This window comes from Parapedobacter deserti (genome assembly GCF_042646065.1).
Taxonomy (GTDB): Bacteria; Bacteroidota; Bacteroidia; order Sphingobacteriales; family Sphingobacteriaceae; genus Parapedobacter; species Parapedobacter deserti.
This window is the reverse complement of sequence record NZ_JBHRTA010000008.1, coordinates 184,711-204,902: the sequence shown is the minus strand read 5'-3', so window position 1 is coordinate 204,902 and position 20,192 is coordinate 184,711. Positions and strand designations below refer to the sequence as shown.

Genomic DNA, 20,192 nt, shown 5'->3' with positions numbered 1-20,192 from the left:
TGAATGTGATTTAATCACCCGCTATTTTTTTCCGCACCCGGCTCAGTGTGTCTTTGGTAATGCCCAGATAGGAGGCAATAATATGCTGGGGGAACCTCGCCACGAAATACGGGTAGTTGTCCACAAAACTTTTATACCGCAATTCGGCTGAAAAACTAATCGAATAGGTGAGCCGTCGTTGCGTAGCAATGGCGTTCCGCTCGTCAAGTTTCAGCAACAATTCATTAAACGCCGTAAATTGGCTTCGCAATTTTAGAACGTTTTCCCTGGAAATGAGCAATACGTCACAATCTTCCCACGCATCTACCGAATAAATGCTGGGGGTAGCCATCACAAAGCTTTCCCGGTCGCCGGCCCACCAATTTTCGACGAATAGGTTGATGACATGTTCGACACCTTTTTCATCCACGTAATATTGGCGCATGGCGCCTTTCACAATAAATGCCACGTACTTGCAGATTTCTCCCTCCAGTAGCAGACATTGCTTTTTCTTGAGCTTTTCCTGGATAAAATAACGTTTTATTGCCTGGAAATCTTCTTCGGAAATGGTTGTATACTGGTTAATATAACGGAACAGTGTGCGCATATAGAAAGTTCTTTACGAATAAACCGGCTCGCAAAGTAATCGTAAGCGGGAATAAAAACGATGACAAATGTCGACACTTCACTTAGCCCTGCCTACGCAGACGGCTCAGTGTGTCTTTAGTAACGCCTAGGTAGGAGGCGATAACATGCTGAGGAAAACGCGTCAAAATTTCGGGATAGCAAGCAGCGAAATCCTCATAGCGTTCTTTTGCTGTAAAACTAATAGCGGAAGTTATTCTTTTTTGCTTGGCGATATGACTCCTTTCGTCCAGTTTCAGTACAAATTCATTGAACGGTTTACATGCATGTTCTAATATCGCTGCGTTTGCTCTGGAAATCAGGAGTACTTCGGTGTCTTCCCAGATCTCAATGTAATAAATGGTTGGCTTTGACATGGCGAAGCTCTCTCGATCGCCCGCCCACCAATTTTCGATGCAGAGATCCACGACGTGCTCGACACCTTTTTCGTCGAGATAGAATTTGCGGGCGGCACCTTTTATAATAAAGGCCATATACTTGCATATTTCTCCATGCTGTAGTAGGTATTGCTTCTTTCTTAGTTTTTTAGGGATAAAATAACTCTGGATAACCTCAAAGTCTTCATCTGAGATTAACGTAGATACATATTGGTTTAGATAATCGCGTAGCGCCTGCATGAACTTTGAAATTAGGTAAAGGTAATGATTTTTTTATTTATTTTTTCAATCAATTCCTTATGAACCAATTACAGATTTTTATCATTTCCAATAGGCGATGTATTGCTGTCCTTTACGGCTGTGCCGCATGCTGACAAATTACAAACCTGCTGAAACACTGGGGTCAATACCCGAACCCCTCCATCGGCGGCCTCTTGCCATTCTCCGCTTCGTTATTTATGATGATGTATCTTTTTTATGATTCTGTGTAACTCAATAAGCGAGCTTTGGAAGCTAAAGATCAAAAATGGTGGAAATATAAGTGTTCCTATTCCGCGTTTACATGGTGAATCCGGCCGTTTGCATATTTTTGTTGACAAAGAAATACCAGTACGATACCTTTACGCGAGTTAAAGATATGTTGAACGTAAAATCAATTAATTGATGCCCATATTGCATGCCGCTTTCAGCTATACCCATTTCATATTCTTACTTATTTGTCTATCCTTTTCAATAACCACCCGAGCCCAACACATACCCAATCGTCATGCCACCGCGCCTTTGGCCGTCAATAGCGGCCGGGCGGTGCAGTATGTGGATGGCCAGCTTACGGTCTCCACCATTTTTGCAAACGAAAAAGCCATCGCGATAACCACTCCCCATCGGGTAGTACCTTATTTCTGCTCCATCAGCGACGACGGCCATTGGCTGCTCTATTCCGTCAAAACAAAGCAGGAGAAAATTACCTACGTACACGATTTGACCCGTAACGGCGAAATGAAACAGCGATATCCGTTTGCAATCGAGTCTGTTGCCTTCACCGGGGACGGCAACAAGGCATTTATTGTCCATTCCAAATCATTCTGGGGGTCAAAACTGGCGGCTTACGATACGCAACACTGGCAGTTGCTGGCCGAACGTTCGATAACCGACTTAACCACCAGCATCGCCGTGAATGCCGACGGTTCGCAGTTACTGGCGGCGGCAAGGTCGGTCGTGCGGGTAATCGATACAGAAACGCTGGAAACCGAAAAAGTGCACTGGGAGACTTCCCGGTTGCATGGGGTAGTGTACAGCCCCACGGACCTGCACCAATACGCCAGCATCAGCCATAAGAACCGGATTGAGGTGAGAGACCTTTCGGTCGATCGGGTGGTACACACCATCCATGCCGACCAAGGACAGGTTACACAATTGGCCTACGCGCCCGATGGGAGGCACCTGATGAGTATCGACGGCGCCGGACATCTTGATATATGGGACTTGCAGGAGTATTCGCGCGTGATGGCCCTGGAAAACATCACCGCAGCCGACGGGCTTGAGGAGGGCAAACTGACGGTGCTTAGCCAAGCAGGTTGGCAATCCGCGAAAACCGATTTTACGGGGGTGCCCGTAGGCGCCCCTCCCGCACGGCCCGAGTCGGCTTTTCTGAACGGGCCCACCAGCAAAGTGGGCATCGTTCCGATACCCATCATTTCCTACAGTCCCGAAACAAGCTTTTTACTGGGACTTGGAATGAGTTTCATATTCCCTCCCAAAGACAATGGATCGTCCGCACCCTCCCGTTTCTTCCGTCCGTCTTCGATCACGCCTTCAATAGCCTATGGCTTCAACGGTCAATTGCAGACAAATCTGACGGTAGATTATTTCAGCAAAAGTGGATGGCACTTCTTCAACCAAGCCAGTTTTCTTCACAACAACCGGTCGTACTTCTTCGGGTTGGGCAATGGCGCCCAAAAACAGCACAGCACCGTTTACCACAACAACGTGTTTTCCTGGGAAGGGGAAGTGACCAAAGCCATTGGGCATCGCCTCTTTGCCGGCATTACCTACCAGGTCCGTAACGACAGTCGATTGGATTTCGATGAATTGGCCGCGCTCCCGGTGCCCGACAAGCGTGGTGGATTTTTAGCCGGCGCGGGCCCGGTCTTGCGCTTCGACACGCGAAATGACCTGTTTTTCCCGACAGGCGGCTATTACGCTGACCTGTCCTTTAAGCGCTATGGCGGATGGCTTGGAAGTGACTACGGATACAGTGATCTCAAACTCGATTACCGCGGGTTCCACGCTTTGCCGATATTGACGGAAGGCACCACCTTGGCGGTGCAAGCACTGTACCACGGTATCTGGACTGGAGATGCACCTTTTTACCAATTGCCCTATCTTTCGGCCGACCGACTATTGCGTGGTATATGGCGTAACCTCTATATCGACAAACAGGCCGTTGCGTTGCAGGGCGAGCTGCGATCTAATTTCAGCAATGTCGACCCGCGTTACGGCTATGTGGTGTTCGCGGGAGCAGGGGATGTAGCGCCCAATTTTTTTGAGGATTACCAACCCGGCATTACCGGCGTATTTGGCGTGGGGTTCCGGCAACAGGTCATCCCCAAACTCAAACTGCAATCGCGGATTGACCTATCTGTGACCACCAAAGGGAACGTCGGTGTCTTCGGAGGGGTGGGATTAACGTTTTAACCATGCTCAGGAAGCCGTTCAAGTCAATCCTGGCGTTTCTTAAACGTAACCGTAAAAGGCTTATCCTCTTGACGTTGATGAGTTTGGTGCTTCATGGCACCTTGTTTTTCATGGCGTACATGGCCAATCCCGAAAAAACCGTATACGATTTCAGCAAGCGATTCGGGCTCGGCATCAATACGATCTTGTTTATCGTGGAGGCGGTCGCCACCTACTACCTGCTGATCTTTCACGTGATTTTGCCCCTGATGCACAAGGTGCGCAAGTGGCGTGCGTTGGCTATTTTTTTCGTGATGTTCGCTGTAAAATTAGGTATTAGTTATTGGTGGCTCTTTTCGGCACCGCAAGAACCCCAGAACACGCTTGAACGATTGTCCACCACCGCCATTCCCGATGATAGTGTTTCCTGGTTTTTGCTGTGGCATGCCATGTTTAGTTTGTGTGACTTGGTCGCGTGCTTTTCGGTGGCGTTGATGGCGGAGTGGATACGCAAAAGCAAGCAGCAGATCATTTTAGAAAAGCAAAAGGCAGAGGCCGAGCTCAGCGCACTAAAACATCAGATCAATCCTCATTTCCTGTTCAATTCATTGAGCTTCATTTATAGCAAAATCATGAAGAGTGATGAAAAAACAGCGGAGTCCGTATTGATACTGGCTGACATCATGCGCTATGCACTCACCAAAAGGGAAGATGCACATGGTCGGGTAAACATCATGGAGGAAGTAATGCATCTAAAAAACGTGATCGAAATCAATCAGCGGCGGCACGATCATCGGCTGAATATTTGTTACGATGAAGACCTAACCAACTCTTCCGCAACCATCGTTCCCTTGGTGCTGATCACCCTGGTCGAAAATGCGTTTAAACATGGCAACTTACTTGACCGGGATCACCCTATTTTGATAAATCTGCATACCAACGACCGGGAATTGTCGTTTTATATAAAAAACAAAAAAGGCAAGGGCATCAAGGAACTTTCCAACGGCATCGGCCTGCAAAACATTATCCGGCAACTGGATTTAATCTATGGCAGCCGTTATACCTTGTTATTGGAAGACGAGCCATCCACATTTGCTGTGCGACTAAAAATACCATTAAATTCATGATAGACTGTATCATTATCGATGACGAGCAGCATGCGGTCGATGTACTGGAGCACCACGTGGCACACGTTCCCTACCTCAATTTAATTGCCGCAACCACCGATCCCATTGCCGGGCTCGCGCTGCTGAATGAAATGGCGCATGGCGTGGTATTCCTCGATGTACAGATGCCAAACCTAACCGGGGTTGAAATACTCAAACTGATCAAACGGGATATCCGCGTCATCATGACCACCGCTTATAAGGAATATGCACTGGATGGGTTCGAACATGAGGTGGTGGACTATCTGTTGAAGCCCATTGGGTTCCCAAGATTCCTCAAAGCGGTGGGCCGGCTGACTGCACCCCATCGCGCCCCACGTGCGGCAACCGATGGGAACGGGTCTTTTCTTTTTGTAAAGACGGGACAGAAGGGGAAACTGCTCAAGGTGGATATACGGCGCATCACGTATATTGAAGGGCTGGGAAACTATGTACTCATTCATAGCGATGGACAACAGCCAGTCACAACTTACCTCAGCATCAAGTATTTATACGAACACCTGGTCGATAGGGGTTTTATCCGGATTCATAAATCGTTCATCGTGTCCTTCACCTATCTAACCGCTGTCGAAGGGAACATGGTTCGGGTGCGGAATGACGACCGACCTATTCCGATCGGAAGTGCCTATAAACAGGAACTCTTCAATCTGGTTAACAGCAAGTTACTTTCATTTCCAGCTAAATAAGGATAGCGTTGGAGCTGTTATTAACAGCGCTCTTGTGTGCTAGAACGCAAAGGAATAGTACTGTAGCGATTCCCGAACCATCGTGTAATCTTCCAAAACTCAGGCTGTGGATAAGGCGACATGTTCATCTGCACTCAAACGTCCCGGCAGAACGATGGTTTAAAATCTGGTTTTTCACCCGAGTTGGATTCGTATGACATAAGCAGAAATCTTGCACCTACGTATCACGGTATGGCGTTTTGTCTTTTGAAAAACGAACCTGGAAAACAAAACCGTAAATTATATAAATTGCGCAATAGTTCACATCGATAATGTTAAAGCAAGACACCCTTCATATGCAGAAGAATATTGCATATATTTGGAAGTTAAGCGTAATTTAGAACCAATCATATTCAGACAAGCGGTAAACGAAGTTATCAAAATGAAAGGCTTAAATCATTACGTTGACTTGTACAAAGAACAACTTAAAAAAGGCGACGTTCAAAAAGCATACATCGGACTTGTTAAGTATGTAACGACACTTAGGACAACCTTATCCAAAAACCTTTCCGAAAGGTATTCGTTTGGAAATCTTTTCCAAGGATATATGGATTATACATACTTCTATTACGCCAATGACTTCTTAAAAAAGAAAAAACTAAAAATGGGCCTTGTGTTGAACCATACGGAAATGCAGTTTGAAATCTGGCTATTAGGACAGACTATTCCAATTTAAGAAAAATATTGGCAGTATTTTAAAGCAACTAAGTGGAATAAAGACAGAACAACCAAGCCACCATATTCCATTCTTGAGACTGTGTTAATTAAGAACCGGACTTTGACAACTTGAACAAACTCTCTCAACAGATTGAGGCCAAGTTGGTCTTGGTTTCAGACGAGATAACAGAAGAAATAAAGAAGAGCAAATTGACATAAAGTTATGCAAGACTAGTAGTTAACTTTATCTCAAAGTTCGTTTCCCTTATGGAAGATGATTAGCAAAAGTTAGCCGCCTCTTTTCTTTTTGTTATAATTTGCTTTGCTAACAATAAGCAACACCTGCTCCCGCGGGTGGGAGCCACTTCAAATCTGGCAGCCAATACCGTCGTGGCGATAGGTCCCGATGCCGCGGTGAACAGCTTCGGTTGCGATTTATCCCCATTTACCGTCGTCTTTGTACGCTTTACCCTGTATTTAGGCCGCTTCGCGAACTTCTTACTAAAGGACATAATCGCCCCGCGGTACCTTTGTATCAACAAATGTAAAAACGTAACAAGATGAAAAAATTATTCTTAACAATGATGGCAGGATTGGGAGTTACCATGGCGGTAAATGCCCAAAGTACGGACAAAGGAACGGTGATCGTAGGCGGAAATGTGTCCTATGATTATAAAAAAGTAGTCGATGTGGATGGCAATACGCAGCATTATGCGATTCTGCCGCATGTCGGATATTTTGTGCAGAATAACTTCGCATTGGGGCTTGGCCTCGGCTATTCGGGGGAAACCACGAAAAGCGCCGCCGATGTGAAGACGTCGCTGGGTGAATTTGCCGTGGCTCCCTATGCCCGCTATTACAAAGGTGATGGCAATGTGAAGCTTTTCGGGCAGCTGGCAGCTCCCATGGCATGGGGTACGCAACATGTAGATGGCGACAAAACAGGAACCACCGAACGTTATGGCGCAGCATTGTCACCGGGTATCGCTTATTTCCCTAGCAGCAGATTAGGCATTGAGCTGTCGGTGAGAGGCTTGTATTACGAATATTCCTCCCAGAAACCCGAAGGCGGGTCTAAGGTAGGGGTGAATGAATTTGGACTGAACGCAAACTCCTTAGCGCCGTCCATCGGGATAAACTTTTACTTCTAAACCGGGCTATCCAACCCGTTTCGTGTCCCCGGTTTACGCATGCGTAGATCGGGGCTTGTTTTTTGTGCATGGTGATTTTTGGTAAAGCTATTCAATTTGTACATATTTGTTGTATGCGGATAAGGTTTCCCCTAAAGGAATTGATCAGGTACAGCCTCGTGTTGTCGCTGTCGATCATGGTATTTGTTGCCATCATGACTTACTCGCAGGAGCTGGACTTGTTGTCCGGGATTTCCAGGGCAACCCTAAGCGGGGCGGTACTGCTGGTTACATGCGCGGTCAGCATCTTATTGATCGTCCTGTTTGAAAAGCGGAATTTTACCGATTCTGCCCGCCATACGCACTTGCGATTGTTTCTGGGAAGCCTGATCAATGTACTGTTCATGTTTGGCTACCATTTCTTCCGGCTTTGGGCCGAAAAATACGGGTTGATTCCCAGCGCGCTCTACGTTTCGGAAGAGATGCAGGTACTGGAGGGCTGGCAGCTGTACCTGCTTATTATCATCCCAGCCCTGATGGTATACGGACTGGTGCATCTACTGCACAACTTCATCCTATTGAACCACCTGAAAACGCAAACCGAGCTGGAGGTGTCGCACCTGCGATCTGTCAACGCGGAAACAACGAACCAGCTGCTCAGGCAACAGGTGCAGCCGCATTTCCTGTTTAACGCGCTGACCGTGCTGAAGTCGTTGATCAGGAAAGACGGAAAGACGGCAGAAGCATACCTGCTCCGGTTATCCGATTTCCTCCGTATCTCATTCTCCCAGAATAAAAAGGGTATAGCAACTGTGCGGGAAGAGGTCAAACTATGCCGCGATTACCTCGAAATGCAGAAAATGCGGTTCGGGGACGCTCTGGAGTATACGTTTGACGTACCGGACAGCTACCAGGATGGCATCCTCCCCTTTTTCTCCTTGCAGCCGCTGGCGGAAAATGCCGTCAAACATAACGAGTTGACGGATGAACGCCCCCTGCATATCCGCATCACGGTACATGACGGAGTCATCAAAGTGGAGAACAACCTACAGCGCAAAGCGAGTGTAGAAGGGTCAACAGGCAATGGGCTGTCGAATTTATCTGAGCGCTATAAACTCTTGTCTGGCAATAACATCCACATCGTTGATGATGGGGTAAGCTTTTCGGTCGCTTTTAATATCATTCCCGTATGAACATCGTAATCATTGAAGACGAAAAACTGACCGCTAAGGATTTGGAGGATGTGATCTTAGAGGTAGCTCCTTCATCCAACATCGTGGCTGCACTCCACTCGGTAAAGCAAGGAATCGATTACTTTCGTCAACACCCGTTTCCGGACCTGATTTTCAGCGACATCCAGTTGGGAGACGGGCTGAGTTTCGACATTTTTCATGCAGTGGAAATCAGCACGCCAATCGTTTTCTGTACCGCGTATGACGAATATGCACTTCAGGCTTTCCGGCTCAACGGGGTCGACTATGTGCTCAAACCATTCACGCCGGAAGCGGTAAAAGCCGCGCTCGATAAGTATAACGGCCTTTCAAATGCATTTTCGGGCAGCGGCAATGCCATACTTGAGATACAGCGGCTGCTGGATGAGATGAAACCCGCCAAATCTTCCAGTATACTGGTTAATCACAAAGAGAAAATCATACCCGTCAAGGTTGATGATATTGCGGTTTTCTATATCGAGAACCAAGTGACCTACCTCACTAATTTTGCCGGGAAGACCTACTTCTTGAATAAGACGCTCGACCAGATCGAACAAATGTGCGGCAAAAAATTCTTCCGTGCGAACCGCCAGTTTCTCATTAACCGCGATGCCGTAGGCGATGCGTCCCATCACCTGTCGCGCAAATTTTCTGTACGGCTGACCATCCCCTTCGAACACTCCATCACCATCAGCAAAGAGAAGCTGAGCGAATTCCTGGCCTGGCTGGCGCAATAACCATCCCTTCATTTTCAACCCCATAATTAAATGGGTGAAGCGTTGATTTGTCCGCTTCACCGAACTCTTGCTGGGCTTCCGGCAGCACACCCCCTACTTTTGCACCTGTCACAGAAAATTAATATGACGATGAAAATAGTTTATGCAATAGGTGCGGCTTTACTTTTAGCAGGTAGCGTATCCGCCCAGACCGTATTGAGCTTGGAAGATGCCATCTCGTATGCGCTGGCCAACAGCACCGTGCTGGAAAAGGCAAGGTTGGATATCGAACAGGGACAGGAAGTGGTCGCCGAAACCCGTGCGGGAGCACTGCCGCAGGTAAACGTCACCAGCTCGGTAACTGGAAACCCGATTGTCCAGCAATTCGTCTTGCCCGCGGAGGCTTTTGGCGGCGCCCCCGGTGAGTTTATGGCCATAAGGGCCGGGCAAAGCTGGAACGCAATGACTCAGGTGCAGTTGACCCAACAGCTTTTCAACAAGCAATTGTTTGCGGGCATAAAGGCCGCAAAGGGCAGCGCCGAGTATTACCAGATGATGAAGGACCTGAGTGAGCAGAATGTCATCCAGCAGGTGGCGGTCAATTATTACATGGTGATCATCAACCGCGAGAAGCTGGACGTGGTAGCGTCCAACATCGCGCGCATCAGCGAATTGGAGAAGATTGTCCGCGGGCAGTACGAATCGGGACTGGCCAAGAAGATCGATCTCGACCGCATCCTGGTCAACAAAAGCAACCAGGAAGCACAGCACGAGGAGCTTAGGCGGGCACTGACCCATCAGGAGAACCTGTTGAAGTATTACATGGATATGCCCATCGACGAAGAAATCGCATTGCCCGAACTTGCATTGGAAGAACTGGAACGCAGTACGCAGTTGGCGGCCACAGCAAGCAAACACCAGGTGCAGGACCTGCTTGACTATCAGGTGCTGAAAAAGCAGGAAGAACTCCTGCAGTACGAACGCAAAGCCCGCCGGGGTGAATACTTCCCAACGCTTTCGCTCGATGCGAATTACGTTTTCAATACCCAGAGCAATAAGCTTAACCTCTATAGCTCCAACGCGCTGAATTTCGATATGTCGGCAATATCGCTGCGGCTGTCCATCCCGATATTCGATGGTTTCGCAAAGCGGTCGCGGATCCGGCAGAGCGACATTGCCCTCCGTAAAATCGGTGAAGACATCCGGAACACGGGCAATTCCCTGATGATGGCCAGCGAAAACGCTGCGAACCAGGTGAGGAGCTCTTCCAAAACCGTGGCCAACCAAAAAGCAAACATGCACCTGGCGATGGACGTGTTCCTCAGCACGCAGAACAACTACAGAAACGGGCTGGCAACGTTGACGGATCTGCTCAACGCCGAATCCGAGCTGGTCGTGGCCCAAAACAGCTACAACGAGGCCCTGCTCAATTTCAAGATCGCGGAAATTGACCTGGCCAGATCACGCGGGGAGATTAAATCGATTTATAATTAGTCATACATCATTCATACATCAAGAAATGAAACGGATAATCATTACCACCCTTACCATACTGGCAGCCGGCGCATTGGCCGGTTGGATACTGATCAACAACCGGAACAAAAACGAGGCGAAAACCGCTGTGGTGGCCCGGACGGGAAGTGCCGTTGCCGCCATGGTGTCTCCGGCTTCCAAGCAGCCCATCAAGCTTGACTTCTCGGCCAATGGAAGCTTTTCCGCAAACCAGGACCTGGAACTGCTGTCGGAGACGAGCGGCCGGATCACCGAGATCAGGGTGAAAGCGGGAAGCCGGGTATCGAAGGGACAGGTACTGGCAGTGATCGACTCGGAGGTAGCGTCTCTCGATGTGAAACAGGCCGAAGACGCGTACCAGAAGCTGACAACGGATTACCGGCGTTATCAGTCCTCGTTCGAAACCGGCGGTGTCACCAAGGCGCAGCTGGACGACATCGAGCTATCGCTGCGGAATGCCGAAAGCAAGCTGCAACAGTCAAAAAGGCGTCTGAACGATGCCGTCATCAAAGCCCCGATTGCCGGGGTCATCAACAGCCGGTCGGTGGAAGTGGGCTCCTTCGTGTCGCCGGGCACCAAGCTTTTCGAAATTGTCGACGGCTCGCGCCTGAAGTTGAATGTCACGGCCAATGAATACCAGGTTGTCCACATCAGCTTAGGCGACCGGGTATCGATATCCAGCAACGTATTCCCCGATGCGGTATTCGAAGGTATCGTGAGTTTCATCGCCGAAAAGGCGGATAACACCATGAAGTATCCCGTTGAAATAACGGTAGAGAATACCCGGAACCTCCCACTTAAGTCGGGCATGTATGCCACCGCCAAATTTGAATTTCCGGAGGAAGCCCCACGGGTGGTCATCGACCGGAACGCTTTTATCGGAAGCGTCAACAGCAACCGGATATATGTCTATTCGGAAACAGACCAAACAGCCAAGCTCCGGGAGGTGGTGTCTGGCCGTATTATCGGCGAACAGGTGGAGATTCTGAGCGGTCTGGAAGAAGGCGAAATGGTCATCACGAGCGGACAGATTAACCTGAATAACGGTACGCGCGTAGAAGCGCTTACGCAATAGTCTTAACAACGCAATAAAATGAAGATATCAGATATATCGATACGAAGACCGTCCATCGTGATCGTGGTCTTCACCGTGCTGACCTTGTTCGGCATCGTCAGCTACCTTTCGCTCAACTATGAGCTGCTGCCCAAATTCTCACCCGGTGTCATCACCGTATCCACGGTATACCCCGGAGCATCCCCGGGCGAAGTGGAAACCACCGTCACCAAAAAACTGGAAGACGCGGTGGGCACCATGGAGAACGTCAAAAAGATCGAAGCCACGTCGTTTGAAAGCCTGTCGTTGCTGGTGATTACACTTACCAGCAATGCAGACGTCGACCTGGCCCTGAACGATGCCCAGCGAAAGGTCAACGAAATCCTGTCGGACCTACCGGACGATGCGAAAACCCCCTCACTGGTGAAATCGTCTGTGGACGATCTGCCGATCATGACCCTGTCGGCGACCTCCGGAATGGACGATGTTGCTTTTTTTGACCTGATGGACAAAAAAATCCAGCCGAGCCTGTCGCAGATAACCGGTGTGGCACAGGTCAACCTCATCGGCGGGCTGGAACGTGAGATCCGGGTGAGCGTGGATGCACGCCAACTGGAAGCCTACGGGCTCTCCATGATGCAGGTCCAGCAAGCCATTGCCACCGCAAACATGGACTTCCCGACGGGGAGCATCAAGTCAGACCGGCAGGATATCCTCGTGCGGTTGGCCGGCAAGTTCGAATCGGTGGAAGAACTCCGCGAGCTGGTGGTACTGGATACACCCGGCGGAGGACAGGTGCTGCTGAAGGATGTGGCGCATGTTCAGGATACCCAGAAGGAAGTGGAAAAGATTGCGCGTGTAGACCGGCAAAACGCCATCGCGGTGCAGATTATCAAACAGTCTGACGCGAATGCGGTGGAAGTAAGCAAGCAGACCCAGGCGCTCATCGAGCAGCTACACGATGAATACCATGCTGAAGGGCTGCAGATCGACATCGCCAACGACAGCTCGGTCTATACCCTTAAATCAGCCAATGCGGTCTTGATTGACCTCATATTCGCCATCATTCTGGTGGGACTGATCATGCTGTTTTTCCTGCACAGCCTGCGCAACGCCCTGATTGTGATGATTGCGATCCCGATATCGCTGATTTCCACGTTTGTAGGCATGTACCTGATGGACTTCTCGTTGAATCTGATGTCGCTGATATCGCTTTCGCTGGTAGTGGGCATCCTGGTGGATGACGCCATCGTGGTGATTGAAAACATCTACCGGCACATGGAAATGGGCAAGAACCGGGTAAGGGCGTCCCTCGATGGAGCGAAAGAAATCGGCTTTACGGTTATTTCCATCACCCTGGTCATCGTGGTGGTCTTCCTGCCGATATCGCTGGGCAGTGGCATGGTGGTCAGTATCCTGCGGGAATTCTGCCTGGTGGTGGTTATCGCCGTGCTGCTCAGTCTGGTGGTGTCATTTACGGTTGTTCCGTGGCTCACCTCACGGTACGGCAAGCTGGAAACCATATCCAATAAATCGTTCTTCGGGCGGTTGGTCAATGCTTTTGAAGCCAAACTGCAGCAATTCACCGGCTGGGTATCAGGTATACTGGTATGGGCCCTGGATCACAAATTCATCACGCTTGGCATCATTTCGGTCCTGTTCATCGGCTCTTTCGGATTGATTTCGGGCAAGTTCATCCAAGCCGAATTCATGCCGCAGGGCGACCGGGGCGAGTTCCTCGTGCAGATTGAGCTGCCGAAAGACGTAGCAATTGAGCAAACCAACAGGGTGACCCAGAAGGCGGAAGAATACCTGGCGGCCAAGCCGGAAATCGTATCCATGATCACTACGGTTGGCCAGTCGAGCGCCAGCAGCGGTGCCAGCCTGGCCCCGGCCTACCAATCCGAAATCACGGTGCAACTGGTCGATCAATCTGAACGGGATGATCCGGCCGATATATACGCAGCCAAAATCAAACAGGAACTGGAAAAGGTATTGGTGGGAGCCAAGGTAAAAACCATACCTGTCAATATCGTGGGACTGGCACAGGCTGCTCCCGTACAGATGATCGTAAAGGGGACAGACCTGGATAGTGTAAACGCGTATGCGGAAGATGTGCTGAGCCTGCTGTCGCGGATACCGGGAACGACGGAGGCCAAACTTTCTGCGGAATCGGGCAACCCCGAAGTCTCCGTCAAGGTAGACCGCAAGAAGATGTCCGCTTTGGGTCTATCCATCCAATCCGTCGGCGCCACGATGCAGATGGCTTTCAACGGCAATACCGACAACAAGTTTCAGGATGGCGAATATGAATATGATATCAATGTGCTTTTTGACGGATACAACCGCCGTAATATCGATGACGTGCGCAACATCAAGGTCGTAAACGACCGGGGCGAACTCGTATCGCTCACGCAGTTTGCCGAAATCACGGAAGGCTCGGGTCCGAGCCAGTTGGAGCGGTACGACAAGAGCATATCCGTCAAGGTGATGTCGCAGGTGGTAGGCCGTCCGTCCAGTGCCGTCGTTACCGACCTGGAAGCGCAGCTGGAAACCATCCATAGGCCCGCCGGTGTCACCTACTTATGGGGCGGCGACATGGAGAACCAATCGGAAGGCTTCGGCTCCCTATTCATCGCACTGCTCATTTCCATCTTCTTGATTTACTTCATCATGGTGGCACTCTATGACAGCTTTGTGCATCCCCTGGTGGTGATGTTCTCCATACCCCTATCAGTCATCGGCGCGCTCATGGCGCTGGCACTCACGAACAACTCACTGAATATCTTCACGATCCTCGGGATGATCATGCTCATCGGCTTGGTGGCTAAGAATGCGATCATCCTGGTTGACTTTACCAACCAGATCAAACGCGAGGGGTTGTCTACACGCGAAGCGCTGATCGCCGCCAACCGGGCACGGCTTCGCCCCATCCTGATGACGACGATCGCGATGGTCATCGGTATGTTGCCGATTGCTTTGGCAGGGGGCGCCGGCGCGGAACTGAAAAACGGCCTGGCCTGGGTGATTATCGGTGGCTTGTTGAGCTCCCTGTTCCTCACACTCATCGTGGTGCCCGTGGTATATCAGCTGTTTGAAAACGTCATGAACAAGCTGGGCATGAACAAAGAAAAGATCAACGTTGACGAACTCGCGGCCGAGCCATATGAGCATGTCGCTGTCAAAGAATATTAACCATCGAATCAATCACTTTTAACTTCCTGTTATCATGAAAAAGTATAGCATAAACAACGCACTGAAGTTTTGGTATTTGCCGCTTATAGCCGGCATACTGCACATCAGTCTGGGAATATGGGCGTTTCTGACGCCCATAGGTTCTTTTTTGGCACTGACTGTCTTCCTAAGCATAGGCATTGCCGCTGCCGGACTGCTCGAATTGATCTATGCCTTTTCTAACCGTAAGTCCCTCACCAACTGGGGCTGGCACCTGATCGGCGGGCTGCTCAATCTCATTGTCGGCATCTGCCTGGTTTCAAACCCCGGCATCTCCGCGCTGATGCTTTCGGTGTTTATTGGAGTGTGGCTGCTGTTCAGGTCGATTATGGCCACTATAAACGCGTTTGAGGTAAAACGCCAGGGCGAACGCAAATGGGGGTGGCTATTGGCGGCCGGTATATCAGGGGTACTGTTCTCGGCCATGATCTTGTGGAATCCCGTGTTTATGGGGGTTGCTATTGGCCTATGGATGGGGGTAGGTCTCGTCATCCTCGGTATCATCCATATCGCGCTGGCCATGATTCTCCGGAAGCTGAAAACATACCAGGAACGTTCCAGAAGCGGGTTTAATGATTATATCGAAATATGAAAAAGCAGCTGCGATACACACGGCCTCAGAGATTTCCTTGTTATGCGCAAAAAGAAGATCGTGATTCATCCGGAATTCCAATCATACGGTCCCTTTATACACGCCATTCCCAGCCGCTTTTGGGGATATGGGGATGGTATTGAATAAGGGTAGAAATGAGGTAAGGATGATCCAAATAAAAGGCGAGCGGTTTGTTGTTAAATATTTTGAGCGGATAACGCAGGCCAATCGCTTTATTTATGCATTGTTTCGCAAATCAAAGGCGCAGCGTTCGTATGAGCATGCGTAAAGACGGTAAGGGCAGCGTGGACATCTCGCTGCTGGTGGAGCATAAGAGTCGGCCCGACAAGTATACGCCCGTACAGGTTGGGGGCTACATCTTCTCGGGCTACCAGCAGCAAATAGAAGAAGGCAGAAAGCAACTTTCGCCCATCATCCCCATTTTATTCTACCACGGCGAGGAAAAATGGGAATATTGGACGTTGGATCGGCTGTTTGCTGATTTGGAATCCGAGTTGCTTGGATTTCTTCCGAAATTCGACTACCTTTACAGCAACCTGCGCGATGCTAGCGACGAGGAAATCAGGGCATTGGACAACCATTTCCTGGTGGCATCATTGTTGTCGCTCAAGCATGCGCATGACAAGGCGTGGTTGGGCAGTAATTTTTCCTTGGTGATGACCATCGGGCTAGCCAACGTGGAGGGGTATCTGGGGCAGGAGTTGGTGGTGTATTGTTTGCATCAGGCGGAATTGTCGCCCGAGGAAGCGAAGAGATTGACTAAAAAACTACCAAAAACGATCAGGAGGCAAGTTATGAGTACGTATGAATTGCTGAAAGCAGAAGGAAAGGCAGAAGGATTTGAATTAGGTGCCGAGCAGAAAAGCTATGAGGTTGTGAGCAATCTATTGGCTGCGGGAAAATTCACCGTTGCTGAAATTGCTAATTTTGCTACGGTAACCGAAGATTTCGTCGAGAAAGTCCGTGCTGATTTGGACAAGAAGAAAAAGAAGTAGCGACAGCTAGTCCACCATTACAGAATATTGAGCCATCCCACATTGGTCGGATGGCTTTTTGCTTTCTACAGGTTCAGCACCGACCGGTGGCTTTTTCTCATTTCCGTTCTTAAAGATTCAATACCGAACAGCCTACCGCTTCTTCTTATACCACTTCGGCTTCGACTTGCCCTCCCGCACCAGCCATCCTTTTTCACTACCCCGTATTCAGCATACCGGTATCACCCCTCCCCTTCCGCCGCCATCCCGGCTCCGCCATTCCTTTCACTTCTTCCTCACGTAGGCAAAGACCTTCTTTTTCGAGACCTTGCCCCCCTTGGTTTTTTTGGTGGTTTCCCTTTTCTCCAATTCCTTGTCTACGTATTTCGCCAACAGCTCATACAGCCTCCCCGACTCCAAAATCAGGTTATGATCCTTTGCAAAATCAGCTATCATTTGCTCCACGAGATGCTCAGTGTCTCGCTCATACTTCCGGGGCCGCTCGGTCGGCTTTCGGGGCGTCTCTTCTAAGCCTGAACAGCCACACCGATAAATGATAAAAAATTTAGTAAGTATCGATGATTCTGAGTATATTCGCTTCATCATCAACGATGAAATATGGCAGGACCTAAAAAGACGAATAGCGGCAGGCAGGACGACCGGCTCTGGAAAGCGGTGCTGGAGCATGTTTTCCGTGATTTCCTGAATTTCTTCTACCCGGACGATGCCGACCTGTTCGATTCAGCAGGGAGTTCGAATACTGGGATAAGGAGCTCGATGAGCTTTTCCCGGAGCACCGGCGGGGCCGCAACAGAAGCATGCGGTACGTGGATAAACTGGTAAAAGTATTCCTTAAAGATGGCAGCGAACGGTTCATCCTCTGCCACATCGAGGTGCAGTCGCACAAGGGCCGTGGCGACCTTGCCCGGCGCATGGCCGATTACTACATCCGGTTGCGCGAGAAATACAAAGTTCCCATCACGGCCATCGCCATACTGGCGGACGGCCATAAAAGCTACCGGCCATCGGTGTATGAGGAAGGGCTGCTGGGCACCAGGCTGTCTTACGAGTTCACCACGTACAAGGTGCTGGACCAGGACGAAGCCGCGCTGCGGTCAGACGCGAATCCGTTCGCCGTGGTGGTGCTCACGGCATTGATGTCCATCAAGCAGCCGGGTGCGGACGACGATGCACTGCATGGCATCAAACGCGACCTGTATTTCGAGATGAAGGCCCGCAGGATGCCAAAGTACACGCGGGCAGGCATATATGACTTTTTGAAATATTACGTTTCCTTTGAAGATGCGAACCAATTCTATATCTTTAAAAGTGAAACAGCACAACTGGAAGGAAGGAGTACCGAAACTATGGGAACAACGGAATATTTTGGTAGATAAGGCCAAAAGGGAAGGCATTGAGAAAGAACGTGCCCGGGCCAAGCGCCTGATTGAGCACGAACGCGCAAAGGTAAAACAGGAACGCGCAAAGGCCTATGCAGAAAAGCTGCGTTCAGCGGCCAAGATGAAGAACAGCGGTTTTGACAACGCGATGATTGCAGACGTGCTGGAACTTCCTATCGAAGAAGTGGAAAAATTGTAGGGTAGGCCGGATATCGCCGATGACTGACAGCCATTTGCCAAGAGGTAGGTGGATTTTGTTTTTATCCTATTTTTTCCCCTTCGGAGCCTTCGCCCCCTGTTTGCACCTCATAGGCGAAGTTTTTCATTCTTCACCAGCCACCCTTTTTCAACCGCTGTGTTCAGCGTGCCCGTAGCACTTGGATAATTGTATCCATAGGTTTCGCGGCAATACTGCTGCACCTCCGGCACATCACGCGGAGTTTTGAAATACCCCGATGGGATCAATTCCTCTTCCAATAGGTCAATCAGCTTTGGGTCCTTGAACAGATTTATATACGCGTCCGAGCCGTGCGCCTTATGGAATTTTATAAGCCGGGCCTTTAACTTATCAGCGGATGGCAACGGTTTGTCGAAGTTGAAAAAGCTGGGGAGGGTGATCTTTTGTCAGATTATTTTATCTTTGCCTATGACCAAATCCGAGCAACCTATTGCAGGCAGATTCATTGATCCGCTCTTGGACTTCAGCTTTAAGCGGATATTCGGTACCGAGCCGAACAAAGACCTACTGATCGCTTTGTTGAACGGCATTTTTCAGGGACGGAAGGAAATAGTCGATTTAGTGTTCAATAAAAACGAATATGCGGGTGATACCGAGGAAATCGGCGGCGTCATTTTTGACCTCACCTGTACTGCATGCAACGGCGAGAAATTTATTATTGAGGTTCAGCGGAGTGCACTGGCCAATCTCAAAAAACGTATGCTGTATTATGGCAGCAAGCTGATATCCGATCAGGCTCCCAAAGGCAAGCGGAAAGAATGGGATTACGCGATCCCCGAAGTATACGTCATCGTATTGATGGACGGGTTCGCTATGCCCAGCGGCGGCCATGACGACCGGTACCTGCACGATATTTGCTTGTGTAACAGGGATACGGGCGAAGTTTTTTATGACGACCTTGGGTTTATTTACTTAGAGTTGCGTAACTTTGCTAAAGAGGAGTCCGAATTGGAGACGGATCTTGACGGTTGGTTGTATGTGCTGAAGAACATGAGCAAACTGAAAAAGATTCCCCTTTACCTTCGGAAGCCGATTTTTGAAAAGCTATTTAACATTGCTGAATACAGCAAACTGACAAAGGAGGAGAAAGAGATGTATGATACGAGTCTGAAACGTAAGTTGGATACGGCCGGTGCGCTTGAATATGCCCGCAGGGAGGGTGAAGAAAAAGGCATAGAAAAAGGCATAGAAAAAGGGAAGGCTTCAGTGGTAGCGAATCTTATTTTGGACTTCGGTTTCGATGATGAGCAAGCTGCCCGTGCGTCCCAAACTTCCATTGATTTCGTTAAGAACGTCCGTTCGGCCTTGGAGAAAAAGAAATAGCGGCCGCTTGGTTGTCGTTATAATGATATTGAGCCATCCGGCGTCGGATGGCTTTTATTTTGTTGTTTTAATCCCCTTTCGGAGCTTTCGGCCCCTGTTTATACTTCATGGGCGAGGTTTTCTGGTCTTTCACCAGCCACCCTTTTTCAACCGCTGTATTCAGCGTGCTCGTGGCGCTTGGATAATTGTATCCATAGGTTTCACGGCAATGCTGCTGCACCTCTGCCACATCGCGCGGAGTTTTGAAATACCCCGATGGGATCAATTCCTCTTCCAATACAATCAGCTTTGGGTCCTTGAACAGATTTATATACGCGTCCGAGCCGTGCGCCTTATGGAATTTTATAAGCCGGGCCTTTAACTTATCAGCGGATGGCAACGGTTTGTCGAAGTTGAAGAAGGGGGGTATGACCCGTCAGATATCACGAGTTTGACGTTTGAAAATATCATAACATTCATCACGGAATGGATAACCAGTCATACGAAGGATTAGAATACAAAAGCCTTTACCGCCAAAAACATAGATTCCTGTGATGTGTTAATACAGACCAAGCCCGCTGCATCT

20 protein-coding genes and 1 pseudogene are annotated in these 20,192 nt (G+C 49.4%); 16 read left to right on the top strand and 5 right to left on the bottom strand.

Annotated elements, in window-relative coordinates:
* Positions 1-10 precede the first annotated feature (10 nt).
* Together ACFOET_RS02645 and ACFOET_RS02640 are read right to left on the bottom strand one after the other, a co-directional pair.
* The gene (locus ACFOET_RS02645; RefSeq protein ID WP_379019288.1) at positions 11-586 is read right to left on the bottom strand and encodes a Crp/Fnr family transcriptional regulator; all 576 of its coding nucleotides are present in this window, start codon (positions 584-586) and stop codon (positions 11-13) included.
* 82 nt (positions 587-668) lie between these two features.
* On the bottom strand, positions 669-1,241 hold the full coding sequence (locus tag ACFOET_RS02640) for a Crp/Fnr family transcriptional regulator (protein WP_379019286.1): 573 nt from the start codon (positions 1,239-1,241) through the stop codon (positions 669-671).
* Positions 1,242-1,664: 423 nt separating this feature from the next.
* On the opposite strand from ACFOET_RS02640, the gene ACFOET_RS02635 reads away from it, so the two are divergent.
* The 12 genes and pseudogenes from ACFOET_RS02635 (at position 1,665) to ACFOET_RS02580 (ending at position 16,687) form a co-directional block, all read left to right on the top strand.
* Complete coding sequence (locus ACFOET_RS02635) at positions 1,665-3,695, top strand: BamA/TamA family outer membrane protein (protein WP_379019284.1); 2,031 nt, start codon at positions 1,665-1,667, stop codon at positions 3,693-3,695.
* A gap of 2 nt (positions 3,696-3,697) precedes the next feature.
* On the top strand, positions 3,698-4,801 hold the full coding sequence (locus ACFOET_RS02630; protein ID WP_379019282.1) for a sensor histidine kinase: 1,104 nt from the start codon (positions 3,698-3,700) through the stop codon (positions 4,799-4,801).
* A complete protein-coding gene (locus ACFOET_RS02625) occupies positions 4,798-5,526 on the top strand; it encodes a LytR/AlgR family response regulator transcription factor (protein WP_379019280.1) in 729 nt (242 codons plus the stop codon). Before ACFOET_RS02630 ends, ACFOET_RS02625 begins: the two co-directional genes overlap by 4 nt.
* Before the next feature lie 421 nt (positions 5,527-5,947).
* A pseudogene (locus ACFOET_RS02620) lies at positions 5,948-6,355 on the top strand (DUF7000 family protein).
* A gap of 427 nt (positions 6,356-6,782) precedes the next feature.
* On the top strand, positions 6,783-7,373 hold the full coding sequence (locus ACFOET_RS02615; protein ID WP_379019278.1) for an outer membrane beta-barrel protein: 591 nt from the start codon (positions 6,783-6,785) through the stop codon (positions 7,371-7,373).
* A gap of 113 nt (positions 7,374-7,486) precedes the next feature.
* On the top strand, positions 7,487-8,545 hold the full coding sequence (locus ACFOET_RS02610) for a sensor histidine kinase (protein ID WP_379019276.1): 1,059 nt from the start codon (positions 7,487-7,489) through the stop codon (positions 8,543-8,545).
* Positions 8,542-9,300, top strand: a complete 759-nt coding sequence (locus ACFOET_RS02605; protein ID WP_379019274.1) for a LytR/AlgR family response regulator transcription factor — start codon at positions 8,542-8,544, stop codon at positions 9,298-9,300. The genes ACFOET_RS02610 and ACFOET_RS02605 overlap by 4 nt, the downstream gene beginning before the upstream one ends.
* Positions 9,301-9,429: 129 nt before the next feature.
* The gene (locus ACFOET_RS02600; protein WP_379019272.1) at positions 9,430-10,773 is read left to right on the top strand and encodes a TolC family protein; all 1,344 of its coding nucleotides are present in this window, start codon (positions 9,430-9,432) and stop codon (positions 10,771-10,773) included.
* 25 nt (positions 10,774-10,798) lie between these two features.
* Positions 10,799-11,866, top strand: a complete 1,068-nt coding sequence (locus ACFOET_RS02595) for an efflux RND transporter periplasmic adaptor subunit (RefSeq protein ID WP_379019270.1) — start codon at positions 10,799-10,801, stop codon at positions 11,864-11,866.
* Between the two features lie 18 nt (positions 11,867-11,884).
* Positions 11,885-15,040 carry an efflux RND transporter permease subunit gene (locus ACFOET_RS02590; RefSeq protein ID WP_379019268.1) on the top strand — a complete coding sequence of 1,052 codons (3,156 nt, stop codon included), beginning with the start codon at positions 11,885-11,887 and terminating at the stop codon, positions 15,038-15,040.
* 34 nt (positions 15,041-15,074) lie between these two features.
* Positions 15,075-15,671, top strand: coding sequence for an HdeD family acid-resistance protein (locus tag ACFOET_RS02585; protein WP_379019266.1), 597 nt, complete (start codon positions 15,075-15,077; stop codon positions 15,669-15,671).
* Positions 15,672-15,946: 275 nt separating this feature from the next.
* Entirely contained in the window at positions 15,947-16,687 is a 741-nt protein-coding gene (locus ACFOET_RS02580; RefSeq protein ID WP_379019264.1) for an Rpn family recombination-promoting nuclease/putative transposase, read from the top strand.
* A gap of 264 nt (positions 16,688-16,951) precedes the next feature.
* On the opposite strand, the gene ACFOET_RS02575 is transcribed toward ACFOET_RS02580, so the two are convergent.
* The gene (locus tag ACFOET_RS02575) at positions 16,952-17,272 is read right to left on the bottom strand and encodes a hypothetical protein (protein WP_379019262.1); all 321 of its coding nucleotides are present in this window, start codon (positions 17,270-17,272) and stop codon (positions 16,952-16,954) included.
* Positions 17,273-17,284: 12 nt separating this feature from the next.
* Here ACFOET_RS02575 and ACFOET_RS02570 point away from each other — a divergent pair, with 12 nt between their 5' ends.
* The 3 genes from ACFOET_RS02570 to ACFOET_RS02560 are packed head-to-tail and all read left to right on the top strand — an operon-like array spanning position 17,285 to position 18,265.
* The gene (locus tag ACFOET_RS02570; protein WP_379019260.1) at positions 17,285-17,509 is read left to right on the top strand and encodes a hypothetical protein; all 225 of its coding nucleotides are present in this window, start codon (positions 17,285-17,287) and stop codon (positions 17,507-17,509) included.
* Complete coding sequence (locus ACFOET_RS02565; protein ID WP_379019258.1) at positions 17,494-18,063, top strand: RpnC/YadD family protein; 570 nt, start codon at positions 17,494-17,496, stop codon at positions 18,061-18,063. Before ACFOET_RS02570 ends, ACFOET_RS02565 begins: the two co-directional genes overlap by 16 nt.
* On the top strand, positions 18,053-18,265 hold the full coding sequence (locus tag ACFOET_RS02560) for a hypothetical protein (protein ID WP_379019256.1): 213 nt from the start codon (positions 18,053-18,055) through the stop codon (positions 18,263-18,265). Before ACFOET_RS02565 ends, ACFOET_RS02560 begins: the two co-directional genes overlap by 11 nt.
* Positions 18,266-18,372: 107 nt before the next feature.
* Here ACFOET_RS02560 and ACFOET_RS02555 read toward each other — a convergent pair whose 3' ends face one another.
* Complete coding sequence (locus ACFOET_RS02555) at positions 18,373-18,648, bottom strand: hypothetical protein (protein ID WP_379019254.1); 276 nt, start codon at positions 18,646-18,648, stop codon at positions 18,373-18,375.
* Between the two features lie 64 nt (positions 18,649-18,712).
* On the opposite strand from ACFOET_RS02555, the gene ACFOET_RS02550 reads away from it, so the two are divergent.
* Entirely contained in the window at positions 18,713-19,627 is a 915-nt protein-coding gene (locus tag ACFOET_RS02550; protein ID WP_379019252.1) for an Rpn family recombination-promoting nuclease/putative transposase, read from the top strand.
* A gap of 67 nt (positions 19,628-19,694) precedes the next feature.
* On the opposite strand, the gene ACFOET_RS02545 is transcribed toward ACFOET_RS02550, so the two are convergent.
* A complete protein-coding gene (locus ACFOET_RS02545) occupies positions 19,695-20,006 on the bottom strand; it encodes a hypothetical protein (RefSeq protein WP_379019250.1) in 312 nt (103 codons plus the stop codon).
* Positions 20,007-20,192: the final 186 nt, after the last annotated feature.